The organism is Knoellia sp. p5-6-4 (genome assembly GCF_029222705.1).
In the GTDB taxonomy this organism is placed as follows: Bacteria; Actinomycetota; Actinomycetes; order Actinomycetales; family Dermatophilaceae; genus Pedococcus_A.
This window is the reverse complement of the sequence record NZ_JARGZF010000001.1, coordinates 2,050,169-2,072,639: the sequence shown is the minus strand read 5'-3', so window position 1 is coordinate 2,072,639 and position 22,471 is coordinate 2,050,169. Positions and strand designations below refer to the sequence as shown.

Sequence of the window (22,471 nt, the reverse complement as noted above, 5' to 3'; positions counted from 1 at the left end):
TGGAGCCGTGACGCGCACCAAGGCGTGGTCGACGCACATCGGGACGGCTCTGTACCGCCGGTCCGGTGGCCGGCTCGCCGGTGGCACCGATGACGCGCCGGTGCTGCTCCTGACCGTGCCGGGTCGGCGCACCGGCCTGCCGCGCTCCGCCTGCGTCCGCACCATCCCCCACGACGGCGACTACCTCGTGTGGGGCACCGGCGCGGGCTCCCCCACCGACCCCGACTGGTTCCGCAACCTGCGGCACGCGGGGGCCGGCGAAGGGCAGATCGGGGGGCAGCGGTTCCGGTTCACCGCGCGCGAGCTCACCGGGGAGGACCGCGAGCACGTCTGGCACGACGTCGTGCTGCGGAGGCTGCCGAAGGTCGCCCGGTACGCCCGTCGGGCCGGGCGTCCGATCCCTGTCGCCCGCCTGACCGTCCTGGATACCGTGGCCGAGGACGAGGGTGGCCAGGACGCCGTCGACAGGTGAGCGGGCGGCATACAGGGTAGGAAGAGGGCACCAGACTCTCGATGGAAGGTGCCCCTGCAATGCCCCGAGGGAAGCTCATCGTCACCGACCGGTGGCCCAGCGAGCTCGTGCTCGTGCGCCACGGGCAGAGTGTCGGCAACATCGCCGCGACCGAAGCCGGACGCAGCGGGGCCGAGCGCCTCGACCTCGACTACCGCGACGCCGACACCCCGCTGTCGGACACCGGCCTGGAGCAGGCGCGGGCCGTCGGCACCCACCTCGGCCGCCGGGCGCAGGACGCCTGCCCCGACCTCATCGTCAGCTCCCCCTACCGCCGCGCGGCGGAGACGGCGCGCACGGCCGTGGAGGCGTGGGGCTGCGACCACGAGATCGTGCTGGACGAGCGCCTCCGCGAGCGTGACCTCGGGGTCTTCGACGGGCTCACCTCGGCCGGCATCAAGGCGCAGTACGCCTCGGAGGCCGAGCGCCGCCACCGCATCGGCAAGTTCTACTACACCCCACCTTCGGGCGAGAGCTGGTGCGACGTCACCCTGCGGGTGCGCTCGCTGCTCGCGGACCTGCGCGACGGCTACGAGGGCAAGCGGGTGTGGCTGTTCACCCACCAGGCGGTGATCATGAGCTTCCGCTACGTGCTGGAGCACCTGACCGAGCAGGAGCTGCTCGAGATCGACAGCACGCTGGACCTGCCCAACTGCTCGGTGACGTCGTACCGGTCGGAGCAGGGCGGTCTCGCGCTCGTCGACTTCGCCGACACCACGGCGGTCGAGGAGTCGCAGGCGCCGACCACCGCCGAGCCCTCGAGGTCGCGGGAGGCCAACGATGCCCGCTGACCGGACGACCACCGCAGCGGTCGACTCGACTGACGACTCGACGGACGCCGGGGTGGACGCCGCGGTGGACGTCACCGCCGGCCTGCTGCGCCGGTGGCCACTGCCCGAGCCCGGCAAGGACAAGGAGTCCCGTGGCCGCGTGCTGGTGCTCGGGGGCACGGCAAGCACACCGGGAGCGGTGCTCCTCGCCGGCGAGGCGGCGCTGCGGGCGGGCGGAGGCAAGCTGCAGATCGCCACGGCGGAACCGGTGGCGAGCGCGCTGGCGGTCGCGGCGCCGGAGTCCCTGGTGGCTCCGCTGCCCACCGACCGAGGCGGCAACATCGACCCGGGCGCCGCTGACGAGGTGCTGTGCTTGTCCGACGGCTGCGACGCGCTGCTCGTCGGACCGGGCTTCTCCGACGTGGACGCCTCGGTGCACCTGTTGGAGCACCTGCTGCCCCAGCTGACGTGCCCGGTCGTGGTCGACGCGCTGGGCTCGGCCTACGTCACCGCGCACCGCGACGGGCTCGCCCACCTCGGCGGCAGGGCCGTGCTGACCCTCAACCCCGACGAGCTCGCGAAGACGCTCGGCATCGAGGCCGGTGAGGTGGAGGACGGCCCTGCAGCGGCGGCCCTACGCCTGGCCCGGGAGGCCACGGCCGTCGTGGTGTGCGGCGGCCAGGGCAAGACCGTCGCCGCCCCGGACGGGCGTCTCTGGACGAGCAGCAGCGGCAACCCGGGCCTGGGCGTCTCCGGATCCGGTGACGTGCAGGCCGGCATCGTCGCGGGGCTGCTCAGTCGCGGCGCCGAGCCGGAACAGGCCGCGGTCTGGGGTGGGCACCTGCACGGGTCCGCGGGCGACCGCCTGGCGAAGGAGGTCGGCACGCTGGGCTTCCTCGCCCGCGAGATCGCCGGGTGTGTGCCGCGGCTCCTCGACGAGCTGAGCCCCTGAGCCGCCCGGGCTGCCCTCGGCGCCTGGCGGCGCGCTCTGCGGCCCTTCGACCCTGTCCCGACCCCACACCACCCATCAGCGTGGAGGTCGAGAGGAGGAGGGCATGGACCGCAGACACCTGCTTCGCAGCGTCGCCGGTGCCGCGGCGGCAGCCACGGTGACGGGCTACCTGGCCTACCGTCCCCGGATGTTGACCTGGGGAGCCACCCGGGAGGAGGCAGTCGAGGCGCTGCCCGGCGACGAGGACACACCGGGCGCTCGCAGCCAGTGGACGCGTGCGATCACCATCGAGGCGCCCCCCGACCAGGTCTGGCCGTGGCTGGTCCAGATGGGTATCCGTCGGGCCGGGTTCTACACCCACGACCGTGTGGAGCGACTGCTCTTCCGAGCCCGCTACGTCGAGGGACGGCACTCGGCGACGAGGATCCACCCCGAGCTGCAGGAACTGAAGCAGGGTGACCGCATCTACATGGGCGGCGGCGTCCACGCGCCGGTGTCGCACATCGAGCCGAACCGGCACCTCGTCACCTTCGAGACCTTCGTGCTGCGGCCGCTGCCCGGGAACCGGACGCGCCTGGTCGTCCGGTACCGCGGCGACGGCTTCGCCGAGCCCGCCCTCCGCGCGGTCGATCCGGACGCCCCCACTGCGCTGCGGCTGATCGGCTCCGCCGTGCGCACCGTGCCCGGCCTGGACCTGCTCGCCCGCGGCATCGACCTCTTCGTCGCCGACCCTCTCCACCACTACATGGAGGCCGGGATGCTCAAGGGCATCAAGAGGCGGGCAGAGGGTATGGCTGCCCGGTGAGCAGGGGTGTGGCCGCAGATATCCCGTTGCGGCGCCCGTCGGGGGCCGCCTACCGTGGCCACATCATGGAGATCTGACATCACGCACCCGCTCGCGCCCGCGGCCCTGCCCGGCGAGCCACCATCGACCGGGCCCCGGCCCTGGAGTGCTGATGTCAACCACCACCCTTCGTCTCCGTGACCTCATGGTGTCCCTCGGCGGTCGCGTCGTCCTCGACGGCGTCGACCTCTCCGCCCGACCCGGTGAGCGTGTCGGCCTCGTCGGCGAGAACGGGACCGGCAAGTCCACCCTGCTGCGCGCAGCCGCCGGCCACCTCTCGCCCGACGGCGGTGAGACGCAGGTGCCCCCCGACCTGGGGTACCTCCCCCAGGACGGCGGGCTCGACCCGCAGTCCACGGTCGGCGAGGTGTTGCACCGCGCGCTGGCACCCCTGCACGAGGCGGTCTCGCGGCTGGAAGACCTTGCCGCCGCCCTGGTTGAGCACGACGGCAAAGCCCATGACCGCCCTTCGCAGGACCGGCTGGCGGCCGACTACGACGCCGCGCTGGCCTGGGCGCAGGCCCATGACGCGTGGGACGCCGACCGCCGCAGCCAGGTGGCAGCCCGTCGACTCGGCCTGCACGGGCTGCGGCCCGGACAGCTCGTGGCGGAGCTGTCCGGGGGTGAGCGCAGCCGGCTCGCCCTGGCTGCCCTGCTGACCCGGCGGCCCGCGTGCCTGCTGCTCGACGAGCCCACCAACCACCTCGATGACGAGGCACTGGACTTCCTCGAGTCGGCTCTGGTCGCGCTCCCGGGCGTGGTGGTCGCGGCGAGCCACGACCGGGTGTTCCTCGAGCGCGTGTGCACCAGTGTGGTCGACCTCGACCCCTCCCACTTCGGGACCGACGGCCGCGGTGGCCGCCGGTTCACCGGCGGGTACTCCACCTACCTGCACCACAAGCAGGCGGCTCGCCGACGGTGGGAAGAGGCGTACGAGGCGCAGCAGGACGAGCGGGCAGCCCTGCACGCGGCCACCCGCACGGTCGCTCGGGACGTCGCCCACGGCCGCGCCCCGCGGGACAACGACGGCTTCATCCACCACTTCAAGGGATCCCGGGTCCAGGACACGGTGCGGCGCCGCGTGCGCAACGCCGAGCAGCGGCTCGCTGCGCTGGACCGGAGGGCCGTGCCGCGCCCACCGGCACCGCTGACGCTGACTGGCGCCTTCGACGAGCAGGTGCGCGCGGCCCGGGTGCGCGCCCGAGAGGTCGCCGCCGAGGGGAGGCTCCGCCTCGACCGGCTCGACGTCGAACCCGGGGACAAGCTGCTGCTCACCGGCCCCAACGGCTCGGGCAAGTCGACCCTGCTCGCCGTCCTGGCCGGCCGGGTGTCTCCTGATGGAGGCGTCGTCGACGTGCAGGCCCGACGGGTCGGCCACCTCCCGCAGGACGTGCGCTTCACCCATCCCGGCCGCAGCGCCAAGGCCGTGTTCGAGGCGGCATCTCCGCGACGGGACCTGGCCGAGCTGGGGCTTCTCCCTCCTGGCCAGCACTCCCGCCCCGTGGGCGAGCTCAGCCTCGGGCAGCAACGACGGCTGGCGCTGGCCCTGCTCATGGCGGGCCTCCCCGACCTCGTGCTGCTGGACGAACCGAGCAACCACCTGTCGCTCGCCCTCGTCGAGGAGCTCGAGGACGCCCTGCGCGACACCCCGGCCACCGTCGTCGTGGCCAGCCACGACCGGTGGCTGCGCGGCCGGTGGTCAGGCAACCACACCGAGCTCGGCCCGGCCTGACCCCACCTCAGCCGAATCGGCGCCCCGTGAGCCGCTCATAGGCCTCGACGTACTTCGCGCGGGTGCGCTCGACGACCTCGTCCGGCAACGGCGGGGGCGGCTGCTCCGAGGAACGGTCCCACCCGCTGGCAGGGGAGGTCAGCCACTCGCGCACGAACTCCTTGTCGAAGGAGGGCTGGGGGTGCCCCGGCTTCCACTGGTCGGCCGGCCAGAAGCGGGAGGAGTCCGGGGTCAGCACCTCGTCCGCGAGCACCAGCGTGTCGTCCTCGAGGCCGAACTCGACCTTCGTGTCGGCGATGAGGATCCCCCGGTCGGCGGCAATTTCGTTGCCCCGCTTGAGGATCGCCACGGTCAGCTCCCTCGCCCGCGCGGCGAGGTCAGCTCCGAGCACACGCTCCACGTCGGCATACGGCATCGGCTGGTCGTGCTCGCCCACCGGCGCCTTGGTCGAGGGCGTGAACACCGGCTCCGGGAGCCGCGACCCGTCCACGAGGCCCTCGGGCAGCAGCACGCCGCTGACGTGACGGTTCGCGGTGTACTCGCGCAGGCCGCCACCGGTGAGGTAGGCGCGAGCGACGCACTCGACGGGCAGCATCGCCAGCCGCTTCACGAGAACCGAGCGCCCGGCCACCTCGGCGGGCACATCGGTGGACACCACGTGGTTGGGCACGAGGTCCTGCAGCTGCTCGAACCACCACAGCGACATCTGGGTCAGCACGGCGCCCTTGTCGGGGATCGGGCTGTCGAGGATGAAGTCGAAGGCCGAGATGCGGTCGCTGGCGACCAGCAGCAGCTGGTCGCCGCGCGGCTCGCCGGTTGCGGCGTCGAGCGGCGCGTAGAGGTCGCGCACCTTGCCGGAGTAGACGTGGGCGTAGCCGGGCAGCACCAGCGGCGCGGAGGTCGTCATGGCCGACATCCTCCCAGCCGCCCGGGCCGGGCTGTCGAGCCGCCCGGCGCGTCGAGCTCAGCCCGGTGCGGATCGCGGCAGGAGGCGTGCGCCAGCCGCGGCATCGCCGCCGCCGCGAACTCGCGGAACTCCTCCTGCAGGTGTGCCCTCACCGAGCCCCTCCTCGCTCCACCACGGCAAGGCGGTGACGGGGCACGGCGGTTGGGTGCGACGCGAGAGATTCTCACACGAGGTGTTGACTTGAAGTGAACTTCATCTTTCACGATGGCTCGCATGACTGCCACCGCCGGGGCGACCTGCGCCTCCTCGCCGCCGTCGCTGCTCCAGCGCGAGCACCTCCCGTTCGCCGCCGGGGCCGTCGCCCTCGTCACCCTCGGGGCGTTCGAGAACCGGGCCGTCATGACGGTGCTCCCGACGGTGGCCGAGCGGCTCGGCGGCCTGTGGCTCTTCGGTGCGGCGTCGGCGGCGCCGATGATTTCCTTCGTCCTCGCCACCGCGGTCGCCGGCACGTGGGCGGACCGCCGCGGTCCGCTGGAGCCGATGTATGCCGGCCTGGGCCTGTTCGTGCTGGCCCAGGCCACGATGGGGCTGGCCCCCTCGATGGCCGTCTTCGCGGCAGCCCGGCTCGGGGGCGGGCTCGCCGAGGGCCTGATCGACCTCGGCCTCGTGGTGCTCATGGCCCGCGCGCTGCCGGAGGAGCTGCGCGCCAAGATGTTCGCCGCCTTCGCTGCGGCCTGGGTGTTGCCGTCGGTGATGGGCCCGGCCCTCGCCGGCGCGGTGGCCGAGCACCTCGGCTGGCGCACCGTTTTCCTCATGGCCATCGTCCTGGTGGTGCCCGCCACGGCGATGCTGCGGCCCGCGATGGCACAGGCTCGCGCCACGGCGCCGGCACCGACCCGGTGGACCTCCGGCGAGCGGCGGGTGGTCGGCGCGGCGGCTCTGGTCGCCGCAGCGCTGGCCCTGCTCACCGCGGGGGGCTCGCTCGTCACGCGCGAGGGTTCGCTCGCCCTCCTCGGCGCGACCGCCTCGCTGGTGAGCCTGTTCGTCCTCCTGCCGTCCGTCCGTGCGGTGCTGCCGCCGGGCGTGCTGACCCTCGACCGCGGCATACCCACCGTCATCGCCCTGCGAGGCGTCCTTGCCGCAGCTTTCGGACTGGTGGGCGCCTTCATCCCGCTGATGCTCACGGCGGTCCACGACTTCACACCCACGACGGCGGGCGTGAGCCTGACCGTCACCGGGCTCTTCTGGTCGCTCGGCTCGCAGGTACACGGGCTGGGCTGGGTGCAACGCACGGTCCCACCCGTGCAGCGGCTGCGCATCGGCTTCGGGCTCATCGCCGCAGGAGTGGCGGGACCGGCCCTGCTGAGCCTGGGCCTGCTCCCGGCGTGGGCCGGCCTGTCGCTGTGGGCGGTGGCCGGCATCGGCATGGGACTGTCGTCGCCCACCCTGTCGACCCACCTGCTCAGCCTCTCGCCGGCGACGACGCAGGGCCGCCACACCGCCGCGAGCAACCTCACCGGCTCGGTGTCGCAGTCGCTCACCCTGGGGGCAGCCGGGGCGCTCATCGCCTGGCAGTCGCCCGCGCTGCCGGGATGGCTCTTCGCCGCGGTCATGGCCGCCGGCGGGGTCATCGCCCTCGGCGGCGCAGCGGTCGCCGGTCGAGCCCGCTAGGTGGCGCGAGCGCGACCGTCCACAGGCGCCGCCGCGTCGTCACACCGTCCACAGGGCACCCGTCTCCTGTGGTGCGTCACACGCACCCATGTCGCCGAATCTGGCTGTGCTGCAATGGTTTTCGTCCGCATCGTGTCGAACTGAGCTGTCGGCGGTCGGCTCTACTGTGGTCGTCATGGAGGGAAAGCAGCAGCTGAGCATGGCCGAGTGCCTCGAGCGGTTCGCGGCTGCCAGGACCGCGATGGCTGCCCTCGGCGATGTGCTGTGGCAGACACCGTCGGGCGGTGGGCCGGACGGTCTCGCTGGGTTGTTGAGCGAGGTGGACGCCCTCGGCATGGCGTGCGATGCGGGCCGGGTCGCGGTGGTCGGTGAGGCCATGGAACGGGGCGAAACCTCCGGTGGTCCGGCGGCGATGACGATGGTGCAGTGGGTCAGGCATCACGCGCCGTCGACGAGGGCCGGTGGGGCGGGCACGGTGGTCGCGGTGGCGCAGGCGTTCCAGAAGCAGGTCAACGCCCCGGTCATGGAGGCCGTGGACACCGGCCGGCTGCCGGTGGCATCCGCGGCGGCGGTCGTGTCCGAGTTCGAGAAGCTGCGGCCGCTGCTGGCCGAGGGCGCAGAGCCGCCCGTGCTGGAGGGGCTGGTCGGCCTGGCCGCCGAACAGGGCCCGCGGGCCTGCCGGCAGCTGCGCCCGGCGATGCTGGCCCGCTACGGGCTGAACGATGTCCTGCAGAGCCAGCAGAACCTGGGCAAGGCGTTCGTCGCGCTGTCCCAGCCGCGGGACACCGGCGCCGACACCTTCGAGTACCGGCTGACCCTCGACGTCGAGGGCAAGGCAGTCCTGGAGGCCGCGCTGGGGCCGTTGTCGGCGCCGAAGCCGGTCGACGGGGAACGCGATCTGCGCTCCAGCGACCGCAGGCGGGGCGACGCCCTGGTGACGTTGGTGAGGCGGGCGGTCGCGGCCGGGGACGAGGTCGGCAGGACCAACAAGACCACCCTGCTGCTGACCATGGACTGGGAGTCCCTGCGCGACGGGCTCGGGGCGGCGACCACCCTGGGCGGGTTGGACGCCGGCACCCACCTGGCCCCGCAGACCGTGCGCCGGTTGTGCTGCGACGGGTCGGTCGTCCCGATCGTGCTCGGCGGCCGGGGTGAGGTCGTGGACTGGGGCCTGGAGAAGCGGTACGAACGCAGTCGCCCAGACCAAGAGGCTCTGGCTCCGCGACGGCGGCTGCACCTACCCCGGCTGCGACGCCCCGCCACAGTGGACCGACGCCCACCACCTCGTGCACTGGGCAGATGCCGGCCCCTCGAACCTCGACAACGCCGCCCTGCTGTGCGAGCGGCACCACACCATCGTGCACGCCCGCCGCCACGCCGGCCACGTCGTCAAGGACACCGACGGGGAACGGGTCGAGTGGGACCTCACCCGGGGCTCCTACGACGAGCTCCTCGCCAGGCGCGCCGCGCAGGAACCAGCGTGACCCCGCCCCACACCCCGCCGCCACCGGTGGGGCCTGAGGCATGCCCGACGGTGGACGTCAGCCGACGTGCAGCTCACGGCGCTCGGCGGCGAGCGCGATGTCGGTGCGGTGGTGGGAGCCCTCGAGCTCGATCTTGCCGACCGCCTCGTAGACGCGCTCCCGCGCCTGCGACAGGCTGTCGCCGAGCGCCACGACCGAGAGCACCCGCCCGCCGGCCGACACGAGCGTGCCGTCCGGGCCGAGCGCCGTGCCGGCGTGCATGACGTAGGCCGTGGGCACCTCCGCCACGGCGTCGAGGCCGAGGACGGGGTCGCCGGAGCGGGGGGTCCCGGGGTAGTTGTGTGCCGCGACCACGACCGTCACCGCGTGCTGCTCCGACCAGCGCAGCGCGCCGACGCTGTCGAGCCGGCCTGTCGCCGCGGCGTGGAGCAGGCCACCGAGCGGGGTCTCGAGCCGGGCGAGCACGACCTGGGTCTCGGGGTCGCCGAAGCGGGCGTTGAACTCGATCACCCGCGGGCCCTTCGACGTCAGCGCGAGGCCGACGTAGAGGACGCCCGCGAAGGGGGTGCCGCGGCGACGCATCTCGTCGACGGTCGGCTGGGCCACCCGGGTGACGACCTCGTCCACCAGCGACGACGGCGCCCAGTCCAGCGGCGAGTAGGCGCCCATGCCCCCCGTGTTGGGCCCCTGGTCGCCATCGCCGACCCGCTTGAAGTCCTGGGCCAGGCTCAGCGGCACCACGGTGCTGCCGTCACAGATGCAGAAGAGGGACGCCTCCGGGCCGTCGAGGTACTCCTCGACGACCACGCGGCCACCCTCCTTGGCGAGACAGGCGCGGGCGTGCTCGAGCGCCTCGGCGCGGTCGGTGGTGACGACGACGCCCTTACCGGCGGCCAGGCCGTCGTCCTTGACCACGTGCGGGGAGCCGAGCGCATCGAGGGCAGCCCCGACCTCCTCGATCGAGGCGCAGACGTGGGCCATCGCCGTCGGCACCTCGGCGGCCGCCATGACCTCCTTGGCGAAGGCCTTGCTCCCCTCGAGCTGGGCGGCCCGCGCCGAGGGGCCGAAGCAGGGGATGCCCGCCGCGCGCACGGCGTCGGCGACGCCGGCCACCAGCGGTGCCTCCGGCCCGACGACGACGAGGTCGACGCCCCGCGCCTGCGCCAGGGCCGCGATGCCCTCGCCGTCGAGCAGGCCGCCCGTCAGCGGCTCGCACAGGGCGGACGCATCCATGCCGGGGTTGCCCGGGGCCGCGATCACGGCGTCCACCGCGGGGTCTGCGGCCAGGGCGCGGACGAGGGCGTGCTCACGGGCACCGGTGCCGATGACGAGAACCTTCACAGGCACACCCTAGAGAACGACCCGCCACAATGAAGTGCGCGGCGTCCCGGGGAGGCAGGGGGGACATCTCCCGGGGACGCCGCGCATCCGACGTGCGGTCGCCTGGCGGGGGAACCTGCAACCTGGCACGTGGGTCGACGGGGTCGACGAGGACAACTGTGGCAAACGACGGGGCCCGAGGTAAAGGGCTGATGCGGCGGAGTTCCGTCATTGACGGATAGTCGCCAAGGCCTGACGATGTGATTCGACGGGGCCGCGCGGGGCCCCCCGCCTGACCGGAAGAGGCGCTGCATGGATCTTGGCGACGAGCAGCCCAAAGTGGCCCCCGGCCTCGAGGGGGACGTGCCGATCGCGTACCCGGACCCCGACACCGAGTCGGCGGCCACCCGCGTCTACCTCGCCGTGCTGCAGCACCCGCAGCCCTCCCGCTCACTGCTCATCGCCCACGGGATCCGCGAGGACCTGGTCGACGCGAGCCTGCGCATCCTCGACGCCCAGGGCCTCATCCGACTCCACGAGGGGGGCCACCTCGAGGTCGTGCCACCCGACATCGCCCTGCCCAACGTCGCCGCCGAGCTCGAGCACCGGGCCCGGCAGACCCGCTCCGCCGCGCACGAGCTGGCGCAGGTCTACTTCCAGGCCAGGGCCAACACGATCCGTCCCGACCCGGCCAGCCTGCGCGTGCTGCAGTCGATGGACGAGCTCGCGGCCGCCACGGCCGACATCATCAGCACCGGCACCGAGCGCATCCGCTGCTTCCGGTCGATGTCGCCGCGCACCCGGGAGCTCTTCGCCGCCCCCCTGCACAGCCATGAGGCCCGCAGCACCGGCGTCGGGGGTGTCCCGCTCGACATGGCGACGACCTACACCGCCGAGGTCCTCGACCTCGACAACGCCCTGCAGGTGCTCGAGGCCCGCGAGCGCGGCGGGGAGCGGTTCCGCTTCGTCAACTCGGTTCCGTTCTCCGCGCTGGTCGTCGACGAGACGGCCGCGGTCGTCGACACCACCCTGTTCGAGGAGAACGGCGCCGGCTCCGTGCTCGTGCGCAGCCGACCGATGGTGCGGGCGCTGGCGGCCCTGGCCGACCTGTTCTGGGACCTCGGCTCCCCGCTGCCCCGCACTGCCGGCGCCCGGACCGCAGAGGCGCGGGACCGGGCCATCCTGGCCCTGCTGGCGGCCGGGGCACCCGACGCCACGATCGCCCGGCAGACCGGCGTCTCCCAGCGCACCGTGGAGCGGCGGGTCCGCGCCCTGATGGACCAGCTCGGCGCCGGCACCCGGTTCCAGGCGGGCGTGCAGGCCGCGCGGCGCGGCCTCCTCTGACGGCCCGCCCGCCCGACCGCGCCCCCTCCTCCCACCAGGTGGGCCGAGTCGGGCGCCGACTGCGCCCGCGCCGTGGCTAGACTCGTGCGTTCGCACACCAGGGGAAGAGCAGACAACCGTGACGCGTCCGGACCACCTCAGCACCGAGGCCGCCACCGACCACGTGGCCGACCGATCCGAGCACGGATCCGAGCACGAGGTCGCCCACGAGATCGCTGTGGAGCAGGCCTACGTCGACCGGGTCTACGCCGAGCTGGCCAAGGCCGCGACGCGAGCGGGCCTGGTCGAGGCCGACGGCCTCGCGCGTGGTCGCACCGACCGCACCGGCGACGTCCGCGACGAGGAGCTCACCGGCCTGTTCGAGCGCGACGCCCTGGTCTTCAACGCCGTACGCCGGCGCACCACGCTCGAGAGCCAGTACGAGGGCCTGGTCTTCGGACGCCTCGACCTCGACCGGCCCGGCCAGGCCGGTGAGCCGCGGGAGGCGCGGTACATCGGAAGACTCGGCGTGCGCGACGACGACTACGAGCCGCTGGTCATCGACTGGCGCGCTCCCGCGGCCGCCGCGTTCTACCGGGCCACCCCCGTCGAGCCGATGGGTGTCGTCCGCCGCCGGGTGCTTCGCTGCAAGGGCTCGGAGGTCATCGGGGTCGAGGACGACCTCATGGTGGCCGAGGCGCCCGACGACATGGTCGTGGTGGGCGACGGCGCCCTGCTGGCTGCGCTCACCCGCAGCCGCGGCACCCAGATGCGAGACATCGTCGCGACGATCCAGCGCCACCAGGACGAGGCCATCCGCGCGCAGGCTCGCGGCGTCACGGAGATCACCGGCGGGCCGGGCACGGGCAAGACGGTGGTCGCGCTGCACCGAGCCGCCTACCTGCTCTACTCGGACCGCCGCAGGTTCGAGTCCGGCGGCATCCTCGTGGTCGGCCCCTCCGCGGCCTACACGGCCTACATCGAGCGGGTGCTCCCCTCGCTCGGCGAGGAGTCCGTGACCATGCGCTCCCTCGGTGACGTCGTCGAGGGCGTCACCGCGGCGCGTCTCGACACCCCGGCGGCCGCAGCCGTGAAGGGGTCATTGCGCATGCGCCGCCTCCTCTCCCGCGCCTGCCACGACGCCGTGCCGGACGCCCCCACCCAGTTCCGCGCCTTCGTGGCCGGGCGCGCCATCCGGCTCGAGGCGCCGGTGCTGGACCGCATCCGCGCGCAGGTCCTGCGCAACCACCACCGCAACCTGGCCGTTCCCGCCGTCACCAGGGCGCTCGCGGAGGCCGCGTGGGCTTCCCACCGCGAGGGCGACCGCGACGAGTTCCTCGACCACTTCGAGGACCACCTCGAGGTCGAGGCGTTCCTCAAGCAGTGGTGGCCGCAGGTCGACGCCCGCGAGGTGCTGCTGTGGATGACCGACAGCGCCCGGGTGCGCCGCTACGGCCAGGGCGTCCTCGCCCCGGGTGAGGCAGAGCTGCTCGCCGACTCCTTCGCCACGGCCCTCGAGACCGGCGAGTGGTCGGTGGCCGACGTCGCCCTCCTCGACGACCTGACCACCCGCCTCGGCACGATCCAGGACGAGCCGGCCGAGGAGCGGGGCTTCTACGAGATCGAGGAGCTCGACGACCTCGCGCAGTACGGGGTCGCGGAGGTGCGCGCCACCCGTCAGGGCGCCGCCCCGGCCGCGGTCGGCCACGTGCAGCGGGCGCACGACCCCCGTGCGCGCCTGATGCACGGCCGTATCGGCGGACCGGAGGAGTACGCGCACGTTCTCGTCGACGAGGCGCAGGACCTCTCACCCATGCAGTGGCGGATGCTCGGGCGCCGCGGGCGCTACTCGTCGTGGACGGTCGTCGGCGACGCGGCCCAGGCGTCCTGGCCCGACGCAGCCGAGGCGGCCAGGGCCCGCGCCGAGGCGTTCGGCTCCCAGGAGCGGCGCCTCTTCCACATGGACACCAACTACCGCAACGCCAGGGAGATCTTCGACTACGCCGCCGAGGTGGTCCGCGCCGCGGTGCCCGACGCCGACATCCCGGCCGCGGTGCGCGAGACCGGCGTCCAGCCGGTGGAGGCTGCTGTCGCCGCCGACGCCGTGCTGCAGGCCGCCCGGGCCGAGGTGGACCGCTGGCTCGACGAGGTCGAGGGGTCGATCGCTGTGGTGACTCCTGCCGCCCACGCGACAGGGCTCGCGTCACTGGCCGGAGCGGGGTCGGGCCGGGTGCAGGTCATCGACCCCATGTCGACCAAGGGCCTGGAGTACGACGCCACCGTGATCGTGGACCCCGAGGAGATCACCGCCGAGTCGCCCGGCGGGGTGCGCGTGCTCTACGTCGCCCTGACCCGCGCGGCCCACCGGATGTCCGTGGTCCGGGTGCACTGACCCCGAACCTCTGACCCCGGGCTCCGGCCCCTGCTCCCTGTCGGCCAGGGCCCGGAGGCTGCCGCCTGATCGGTCGCACCTGTGACTGGTGGGACGGGACGTGACCCGCGGCGCCTTGTGCTCGAAATGTTCGGCCGAACGGACTACGTCACCGTCATGAATTCTCTCCTGCCTTTACGTTTTCTTTACTAATACTTTGCCTTTAACAGGCGCGCGCTAGACCGGATCGAGGGGGATCGGAACGGTCGCGGGTCACGGAGGGGAAGTGTCATGAGAACGTTCTCGGGACTCACCGCACGACGTCGAGGCGGGGCCGCCCTGGTCGCCGCCGTCGTGGCGGCCATGGTGCTCACGCCGGTGCAGTCCGTGTGGGCCGCCGACCTCGGCGGCTTCGAGATCGACGGCAACCTGACCCCGGCGGCAGGCGGCCCAACCGACTGGTCCGGCCTCAGCGGCGCCGCGTGCGTCGTGGACGGGGTCTCCGACGCCACCGGCTACAAGGGCGCCGAGAGCTCGGACGTCGACTCGTGGGCAGGCGAGTCCGTGGCCACCGGCAAGACCGACATCGCGGCGATCCAGACCTACTCCCGGGTGGACCAGACCGGGCACCAGTGGACCTACGTCGCGGTCCAGCGCGCCACCACCGAGGGGTCGACCTACTTCACCTTCGAGTACAACCACAAGCCCAACCACCAGAGCCGACCCGGCGGCAACGGCAAGCCGGCCGCGGTGCCCACCCGCACGACGGGCGACCTGCGCCTGATGTTCCAGCAGCAGGGCAACGCCCAGAACGAGCAGCTCGGCAAGATCGTCATCGACGGCATGGACCGCTGGGTCGACGGCCAGTGGGTGGCCCAGACCATCACTCCGAGCGCCATCGCCGGCCTGTCCAACACCGCAGCCGTCGCCGGCCTGTGCGGCTCGGCCCAGGCCGCGCCCGGCGCCTTCATGGAGGTCGCGCTCGACCTCACCGTGCTCGGCATGGAGCCCGGCTGCGAGAGCGCCGGCTTCGGCACCTTCAACGTCCGCAGCCGCCAGTCGCCGTCGATCAGCTCCGAGATGTCCGACGTCGCCACGGGCACCACGCACGTGATGCCGAACTGCGGCCGCGCCACCATCACCAAGCGCGGACCGTCCGGCCAGGTGGTCGGCGACGCCGGCCTGCGCTTCGAGATCTCGCCGGACCCCCGCGACGGGGTCGGCACGGCATACGTCAACGACAACGTGACCACCGGTCTCGCCGGCAACGAGGTCGCGGACGCGGACGACCGCGCCGGCTATGTCGCCTTCACCACCTCGCGCTTCGGCGTCTACACGGTCACCGAGGTCGCTCCCCCGGCCGGCTACCTGCTCCCGGGCGACGCGTCCACCACTGTCACCATCGCGCGCTACAGCGACGTGCCGATCGAGGTCGTCGACCCGCTCGGCACCGGCACGGTGCTCAAGGTCGACGCGACCACCGGCGACCCGCTCGGCGGGGCGGAGTTCACCTTCACCAAGACGCGGGACCCCTACAAGGACACCGCCATCACGGTGCGCGACAACGGTGAGGGCGACCTCGACCCGCGTGCCGGCTACGTCAAGGCGGGCGGGCTCTACACCGGCGACTGGCGGGTCGCCGAGACCGACGCCCCGGCCGGCTACCTGCTCGACGGCGACGCGCAGACCCTGACGGTGTCGCACGAGACGCCCGACCCGGTGCTGGCCCGCGCCTTCGAGAACCGGCAGAACGGCCAGCTCGTCTGGGCCAAGGTCGGGGAGGACGAGCAGACCCGTCTGGCCGGCGCACGCTTCCGGCTCGACCGCCTGGAGGGGGTCCAGGTGGTCGAGTCGGTGACCGTGACCGACAACGCCGGCCTCGACACCGATCCCGACACCGGCGAGTTCCGGGTCAGCGGGCTGGCCTTCGGCACGTGGCGCGTCACCGAGACCGAGGCACCCGAGGGCTACCTCGCGGGGCCGGCGAGGACCCTCGAGCTGTCGACGCAGAGCCACACCGTCACGTTCTCGTTCGTCAACACCGAGAACGGCCAGGTCACCTGGCGCAAGGTCGACGAGTTCGACACCGTGCTCGACGGCGCCGCCTTCACGCTCTCGCGCACCGGGCAGTCGGTGGTCGTCACCGACAACACCGGCGCCGCCGGCTACACCGGTCGCGACACCAACCCCGAGCCCGGCCACTTCGCCGTCACAGGCCTCGACTTCGGCACCTGGACGCTCACCGAGACGACCGTGCCCCAGGGGTATGCCGGGGGCGCACCCGAGCAGGTCACCATCACCGCCGGCACGGCCGCCGTCGACGTCGGCGACGTCGTGAACACCCAGGACGGCCGGGTCAGCTGGACCAAGGTCGGCGAGGACGGCGCCCCGCTCGCGGGTGCCGAGTTCACCGCGGCCACCGGCACCGGGGCCAGGACCCAGACCATCCACGTCACCGACAACACCGGCCAGGGCGGCTACGACGGGGCCGACACCGACGCCCGCGCTGGCCGGTTCGCGCTCGAGGGCCTCGACTTCGGCGACTGGACGCTGACCGAGACCGTGGCCCCACTGGGCTGGACGGGCCTCGCAACGCCCATCCCGTTCACGGTCTCCGCCGACGACCAGACCGTCGGCCTCGGAGCGATCCGCAACACGATGGACGGGCGCCTGGCCTGGTCGAAGGTCGGCGAGGACGGGGGCCCGCTCGCGGGCGCCACCTTCACCCTGACCCTGGGCGGCCAGACCGTCAGCGTGCCCGACTTCACCGGGCAGACCGGCTACGAGGGGGCCGACACCAACCCGGCCGTGGGCGTCTTCGCCGTCGCGGGCCTCGACTTCGGCACCTGGACCCTCACCGAGACCGTGGTGCCCACCGGCTACAAGGGCATCGAGCCGCGCACCGTCGAGGTCGTCGCGTCGGCGACCCCGATCCTGCTCGGCGCCATCACGAACACCGAGGACGGGCGGGTCACCTGGAGCAAGGTCGGCGAGCACGACGAGCTGCTCGGCGGCGCGGTCTTCACGCTGACCTCGCCAGACCGGACCGGCGCCCAGAGCATCGTCGTGGTCGACAACACCGGCCAGGGTGGCTACCAGGGCGCCGACACCGACCCCGCCGCCGGCCGGTTCGCCGTGGCGGGGCTCGACTTCGGCGCCTGGACGCTCACCGAGACCACCGCCCCCGCGGGGTACGCCGGTGGCGCGGCGGTGCAGTTCACCGTCACGGCAGCGGACAGCTCGCACGCGGTGGGCGCGGTCCGCAACACCGAGGACGGGCGCATCGTCTGGCGCAAGGTCGACGAGCACGACGCGCCCCTCGACGGCGCCGGCTTCACCCTCACCCTCGAGGTGCCGGGCACCCGGGTGGGGCAGGTCGTCGCCGTCCCAGACAACACCGGCCGCCCGGGCTACGAGGGCGCCGACACCGACGAGCGCGCCGGGTGGTTCGCGGTCGCCGGGCTCGACTTCGGCACCTGGACCCTGTCGGAGACCACCGTGCCCAGCGGCTACGCCCAGGCGGCTGACCGGCAGGTGACCGTCACCGCGCAGGACAGCCGGCACGAGCTCACGATCGTCAACAGCACCAACGGCATCCTCACCTGGACCAAGGTCGGCGAGGGCGGTGAGCCCCTCACGGGCGCGCTGTTCGAGCTCTCCATGGGCGAGCAGCTGCTGAAGGTCGAGGACAACACCGGTCAGGCAGGCTATGACGGATGGGACCGCGACCCGGCCCCCGCGGCCTACAAGGTCGTCGGCCTGGACTTCGGTCCCTGGACGCTGACCGAGACCCGGGCGCCCACGGGCTACACCGCCGGTGCGCCGCGGACCGTCACCGTCGACGCGGGCAACCCGGTCGCCACCTTCGGCGCCGTGCAGAACACCGAGGACGGGCGCCTGGCCTGGAGCAAGGTGGGCGAGGACGGCACCTCGCTGGCCGGCGCCGGCTTCACCCTCACCACGCCCGGCCAGAGCGTCGTCGTCGACGACTTCACCGGCCAGGCCGGTTACGAGGGCCGCGACCGCGACCCCGACACCGGCGAGTTCCTGGTCGACGGGCTCGACTTCGGCACCTGGACGCTGACGGAGACGACGGTGCCCTCCGGGTATGCCGCGGGGGCGGCTGTGACCGTGCCCCTGCCCCGATCCGGCAGCATCCTGCGCCTCGCGGACATCGAGAACACCGAGAACGGCCAGGCGTCGTGGACCAAGGTCGGCGAGGACGGGCGGCCCCTCGCGGGAGCCGGCTTCACCCTCACGCAGGACGAGCAGCGCATCGTGGTGGACGACTTCGCGGGCCAGGCCGGGTACACCGGCCCGGACACCGACCCCGACGCCGGCGAGTTCGCGGTGCACAGCCTGGACTTCGGCACCTGGACGCTGACCGAGACCACCGTGCCGGTGGGCTACGCGGGGGCGGCGGCGCTGACCTTCACGGTCGACGGCGACGACAGCAGCGCCCAGATCGGGTCGGTCGTGAACAGCGAGGACGGACGCCTCGGCTGGAGCAAGGTCGACGGGAACGGTGCGGCGCTGGGCGGGGCGGTGTTCCGGCTCGGCCTGGGTGACCAGCACCTCGAGGTGGCCGACAACCTGGGCCAGAGCGACTACACCGGCCGCGACGAGGACCCTGCCGCAGGCGAGTTCGCCGTCTCCGGCCTGGACTTCGGCACCTGGACGCTGGTCGAGACGCGGGCTCCGGCGGGCTACCTCCTCGACGAGGAGAGCCGCCAGGTCGAGGTCGGGGCCAGCGCCGCAGCCGTCGACGCGGGGGTGTTCGTCAACGTCGCGGTCCGAGGCCCCGTGCCCCAGGCCCCGGCCCTGCCGGCCACGCCGAGCGGTTCGCCGTCACTCGCCTACACCGGCGTCGACGGGCTGCCGCAGCTGATGGGTGCGGCTGCGCTGCTCCTGGCGCTCGGCGCCGGGCTGTGGCGGCTCGCCGGGCGCCGGGAGGTCTGAGCAGCAGAGGGGCCGGGGGCGCCCAGCACGAGGTCGGCGCCCCCGGTGCTGTTCACGGTCACAGCGTCCAGCTCAGGATGGCTCGGACCGGCTCAGGCCAGCCCGGACAGCCGGGACCGCCAGTGGGCGGCCACGGTCTCGGAGAAGTGGGCGGCGCCGTCCCTCAGCTCGCCGAGCAGGCGGTCGCGCTCGGCCTCGGCCGCCGCGACGACCTCGCCCGGGTACCCGAGGACCACCCGGTGCAGCGCGAACTCGTCCTCGTCATCGACGAAGACCCCTCCGTCGAACCGCTCGATGACGTCGAGGTCGAGGTCGATGGCGCTCAGCTCCGCGTCCTGCAGGGCCGGGGTGGTGGCGACATCGACGTAGAGCCGCCAGGCGTAGTCAGCCACCGGCTCGTAGAACGTCGCTGCGAAGCCGCGGTCGCGCGGGAAGAGGCCGACCTGGCGGCCGTGGGACACGAACTCCGTGCCGGGCCGGGTCCAGCGGGTGCCGGGCAGCCAGCCGGCCCACCAGCCGTGCTCGTCCTCCCCCAGCCAGACCACGTCGGCTGACCAGTGATCACCGCCTCCCCACTTGCGGAAGCGGACCCGCACCGGATCGCCCGGCGCCGGCGCGCCGGGACCGGAGGCGATCCGGTCGCTCACTGGCCCCTGTCAGTCACCGAGGAGGGAGTGACGGCTGATGATCTGGTCACGGCCTGGGCCGACGCCGATCGCCGAGACCCGGGCCCCGATGAGCTCTTCGAGGCGCAGGACGTACTGCTGGGCGTTCTTGGGCAGCTCCTCGAAGCTGCGGCAGTCGGAGATGTCCTCCCACCAGCCGTCGAGCTCCTCGTAGACCGGCACCGCGTGGTGGAAGTCGGTCTGGTTGACCGGCATCTCGTCGTGACGCACGCCGTCGACGTCGTAGGCCACGCAGACCGGGACCTTCTCCAGCCCGGTCAGCACGTCGAGCTTGGTGATGACGAAGTCGGTGACCCCGTTGATCCGCGTGGCGTAACGGCCCACCACGGTGTCGACCCAGCCGCAGCGACGCGGGCGACCGGTGGTCGTGCCGTACTCGGCCCCGGTCTTGCGCAGGAACTCGCCCTGGTCGTCGTGCAGCTCGGTCGGGAACGGGCCCTCGCCCACGCGGGTCGAGTAGGCCTTGAGGATCGCGATGACACTGTCGATGCGGGTCGGCGGGATGCCCGAGCCGGTGCAGGCACCGCCCGAGGTCGCGTTCGAGGAGGTGACGAACGGGTAGGTGCCGTGGTCGACGTCGAGCAGGGTGGCCTGACCGGCCTCCATGAGCACGGTCCTGCCCTCGTTCAGCGCCTGCTCGAGCACCAGCGAGGTGTCGGCGACCATGGGGCGCAACCGCGCGGCATACCCGAGCAGCTCCTCGAGCACCTCGTCGACCCCGATCGCGCGTCGGTTGTAGATCTTGGCGAGGACCTGGTTCTTGAACTCCAGGGCTGCCTCGACCTTCTGGCGCAGGATCTTCTCGTCGAAGAGGTCCTGCACCCGGATGCCGGTGCGCGACATCTTGTCGGCGTAGGTGGGGCCGATGCCGCGGCCGGTGGTGCCGATCCTGCGGGAGCCGAGGAAGCGCTCGTTGACCTTGTCGAGGACCCGGTTGTAGGGCGCGATGATGTGGGCGTTGGCGCTGACGAGCAGGCGCGAGGTGTCGACCCCGCGGGCTTCGAGGCCGTCGATCTCCTCGAACAGGACGGCGAGGTCGATGACGACGCCGTTGCCGATGACAGGGGTGCAGGTCGGGGTGAGGATGCCCGACGGCAGCAGGTGCAGGGCGTACTTCTCACCCTCGATGACGATGGTGTGGCCGGCGTTGTTGCCGCCGTTGAACTTCACGACGTAGTCGACGGCACTGCCCAGCAGGTCGGTCGCCTTGCCCTTGCCCTCATCGCCCCACTGGGCTCCCACCAGCACGATTGCCGGCATGGCTACACCTTCTCCTCAGGTCGCGGCTGCGGTCACAGCACAGGCCCCAGTCGTGCGTGTGCACGGGGGCCCGTACCTCGGAAGGCTACCGGTCGGGCGCTGCACGGCCCAAGCCGTCTCCCGCCGTGGGCATCAGCGCCCGCGTGGCTTCGGCACCCGCGCGGGCCGCAGCAGGCCGCTGTCCGCGACGGCGAGGCCGAGCTGGAACCGGGTCTCGGCGTCGTGGCGCGCCATGAGCACTGCGATCCGCCGGCGCACCGTGCGCAGGCTGCACCCGAGGTGGCGGGCGATGCCCTCGTCCTTGAGCCCGGCGCCGAGCAGCCTGAGCATCTCGAGGTCGACGTCACTGCCCATGCCGCCGCCGTCGGGCACGGGCAGCGCCTGCTCGAAGACCCGCTCGAACAGGGCGGTGAACGCCTGCACGAGCATGGGGTCGCGGATGAGCACGTAGTTGGAGCGGGCGTCCCCCCACTCCGCCACCGCCATGACCGCCGTGTCGCCGAAGACCGCGAAGTCGGTGGGCGGCTGGAGGCAGATCCGCTGCACCTCGCCCGCCCGCGCCCAGGCGTCGATGCGGCTGCGGGTCTCGGGTCGGTGGTAGGCGCTCAGCGGGTAGATGCCGCGCTGCACCCTCCCCTGGGCGAGCCGCCGGGTGGCGGCCTCGACGATCTCCGGTTCGAGCCCCGGCCCCACGTCGAGGTCGACGACGCAGTGGCGCAGGGGGCCCTCGGTGCCCGCGACCAGGCGCTCGACGATGGTGGGGGCGAGGTCGGCGGCCACGGGCTCCCACACCGGGGCGGCCCGCTCGGAGGCCGGCTGCTCGTGCTGCTTGCTGAGCTTCAACAGTGCGTTCCCGATCTCGGCGAGCTCGAGCCGCCGGCGCTCGGCCCGCCGCACCTCGCGCTCGAGCACCTGGTGAAGGGTCTGGAGAGGGTCGGTCACGAGGAACTCGGGATCGGGCGCGGGTGTGTAGTCGTCCTCCACCGGTCTGCCCCTTTCGCCAGCACTCCCACAGACGGTCCACAGGATTTATGACATGTTATGGCCAATGGCACTTTCGTGACCGCCTGCAAGCGCTTGCAGTGTGCATCATGGGCGGTGTCGCGCGGTCACGGGGACGACGAGGTCGCGGCACAGAGCGGGCACATGGGGGCCGCTCGACCGCAGGGGGCGAAGCCGGGGGGCCTGGATCGTAAAGGTCCGGCCCCCCGGCTTCACCATGTGTGGCGACAGGCGCCTGCCGGAGCCGGCAGGCTCAGGCCGTCACAGGCCGAGCTCGTCGGCGGCCTCCGGCGAGGAGTCGCGCAGGAACTGCCGGCACCGCTGCTCCTCGTCGACCTCACCGATCGCGCCGGCCGCCCTCGAGAGGGCAGCGAGCGAGCGCAGGAAGCCCCGGTTCGGGGCGTGCGACCACGGCACCGGTCCCTGGCCGCGCCAGCCCGAGCGCCGCAGCGCGTCGAGGGCGCGGTGGTAGCCGGTGCGGGCGTAGGCGTAGCCCTCGACGGTGCGCCCGTCCTCGAGTGCGTCCTCCGCGAGCGTGGCCCAGGCCAGCGACGAGGTGGGGTGTGCCGCGGCCACCTGGTCCGGGGCCACCCCCTGTTCCAGCCGGGTTGCGGCCGGGTCCTCCGGCAGGTGGGTGGGCGGGATGCCGAGCAGGTTCTCCGAGGTCACTGGCGCAGGC

The 22,471-nt window shown here is 73.0% G+C and carries 16 protein-coding genes; 10 read left to right on the top strand and 6 right to left on the bottom strand.

The genetic code is table 11. The annotated features are described in order from the left end of the window. Positions 1-7 precede the first annotated feature (7 nt). From P2F65_RS10040 to P2F65_RS10020, 5 genes are all read left to right on the top strand, one after another. On the top strand, positions 8-472 hold the full coding sequence (locus P2F65_RS10040; RefSeq protein ID WP_275806404.1) for a nitroreductase/quinone reductase family protein: 465 nt from the start codon (positions 8-10) through the stop codon (positions 470-472). A 59-nt stretch (positions 473-531) separates the two neighbouring features. After that, entirely contained in the window at positions 532-1,302 is a 771-nt protein-coding gene (locus P2F65_RS10035; protein ID WP_275806402.1) for a histidine phosphatase family protein, read from the top strand. Beyond that, a complete protein-coding gene (locus tag P2F65_RS10030; protein ID WP_275806400.1) occupies positions 1,292-2,233 on the top strand; it encodes an NAD(P)H-hydrate dehydratase in 942 nt (313 codons plus the stop codon). The genes P2F65_RS10035 and P2F65_RS10030 overlap by 11 nt, the downstream gene beginning before the upstream one ends. A gap of 103 nt (positions 2,234-2,336) precedes the next feature. Further along, entirely contained in the window at positions 2,337-3,038 is a 702-nt protein-coding gene (locus P2F65_RS10025) for a hypothetical protein (RefSeq protein ID WP_275806398.1), read from the top strand. A gap of 151 nt (positions 3,039-3,189) precedes the next feature. Continuing rightward, positions 3,190-4,809: an ABC-F family ATP-binding cassette domain-containing protein gene (locus P2F65_RS10020; protein WP_275806396.1), complete on the top strand. Its 1,620-nt coding sequence runs from the start codon at positions 3,190-3,192 to the stop codon at positions 4,807-4,809. A 7-nt stretch (positions 4,810-4,816) separates the two neighbouring features. Here the strand turns inward: P2F65_RS10020 and P2F65_RS10015 are convergent, their stop codons facing one another. After that, entirely contained in the window at positions 4,817-5,716 is a 900-nt protein-coding gene (locus P2F65_RS10015; RefSeq protein WP_275806394.1) for a phosphoribosylaminoimidazolesuccinocarboxamide synthase, read from the bottom strand. A 273-nt stretch (positions 5,717-5,989) separates the two neighbouring features. On the opposite strand from P2F65_RS10015, the gene P2F65_RS10010 reads away from it, so the two are divergent. Then, positions 5,990-7,387, top strand: a complete 1,398-nt coding sequence (locus P2F65_RS10010) for an MFS transporter (protein WP_275806392.1) — start codon at positions 5,990-5,992, stop codon at positions 7,385-7,387. A gap of 1,151 nt (positions 7,388-8,538) precedes the next feature. Then, positions 8,539-8,871: an HNH endonuclease signature motif containing protein gene (locus P2F65_RS10005; RefSeq protein ID WP_275806390.1), complete on the top strand. Its 333-nt coding sequence runs from the start codon at positions 8,539-8,541 to the stop codon at positions 8,869-8,871. A gap of 57 nt (positions 8,872-8,928) precedes the next feature. On the opposite strand, the gene purD is transcribed toward P2F65_RS10005, so the two are convergent. After that, positions 8,929-10,212, bottom strand: coding sequence for a phosphoribosylamine--glycine ligase (purD, locus tag P2F65_RS10000; protein WP_275806388.1), 1,284 nt, complete (start codon positions 10,210-10,212; stop codon positions 8,929-8,931). Positions 10,213-10,503: 291 nt separating this feature from the next. On the opposite strand from purD, the gene P2F65_RS09995 reads away from it, so the two are divergent. The 3 genes from P2F65_RS09995 (at position 10,504) to P2F65_RS09985 (ending at position 18,844) form a co-directional block, all read left to right on the top strand. After that, positions 10,504-11,535, top strand: a complete 1,032-nt coding sequence (locus P2F65_RS09995) for a LuxR C-terminal-related transcriptional regulator (RefSeq protein ID WP_275806386.1) — start codon at positions 10,504-10,506, stop codon at positions 11,533-11,535. Between the two features lie 163 nt (positions 11,536-11,698). Beyond that, complete coding sequence (locus tag P2F65_RS09990) at positions 11,699-13,906, top strand: AAA family ATPase (RefSeq protein ID WP_275807378.1); 2,208 nt, start codon at positions 11,699-11,701, stop codon at positions 13,904-13,906. A 270-nt stretch (positions 13,907-14,176) separates the two neighbouring features. Beyond that, positions 14,177-18,844 carry a SpaA isopeptide-forming pilin-related protein gene (locus P2F65_RS09985; RefSeq protein ID WP_275806384.1) on the top strand — a complete coding sequence of 1,556 codons (4,668 nt, stop codon included), beginning with the start codon at positions 14,177-14,179 and terminating at the stop codon, positions 18,842-18,844. 92 nt (positions 18,845-18,936) lie between these two features. Here the strand turns inward: P2F65_RS09985 and P2F65_RS09980 are convergent, their stop codons facing one another. The 4 genes from P2F65_RS09980 to P2F65_RS09965 all read right to left on the bottom strand — a co-directional run bounded on the left by P2F65_RS09980 (position 18,937) and on the right by P2F65_RS09965 (position 22,461). Next, complete coding sequence (locus P2F65_RS09980) at positions 18,937-19,491, bottom strand: DUF402 domain-containing protein (protein ID WP_275806382.1); 555 nt, start codon at positions 19,489-19,491, stop codon at positions 18,937-18,939. 9 nt (positions 19,492-19,500) lie between these two features. Further along, on the bottom strand, positions 19,501-20,790 hold the full coding sequence (locus P2F65_RS09975; RefSeq protein ID WP_275806380.1) for an adenylosuccinate synthase: 1,290 nt from the start codon (positions 20,788-20,790) through the stop codon (positions 19,501-19,503). A 132-nt stretch (positions 20,791-20,922) separates the two neighbouring features. Next, positions 20,923-21,774: a hypothetical protein gene (locus tag P2F65_RS09970; protein ID WP_275806378.1), complete on the bottom strand. Its 852-nt coding sequence runs from the start codon at positions 21,772-21,774 to the stop codon at positions 20,923-20,925. 279 nt (positions 21,775-22,053) lie between these two features. After that, positions 22,054-22,461: a DUF3151 domain-containing protein gene (locus tag P2F65_RS09965; protein ID WP_275806376.1), complete on the bottom strand. Its 408-nt coding sequence runs from the start codon at positions 22,459-22,461 to the stop codon at positions 22,054-22,056. Between the last annotated feature and the right edge of the window lie 10 nt (positions 22,462-22,471).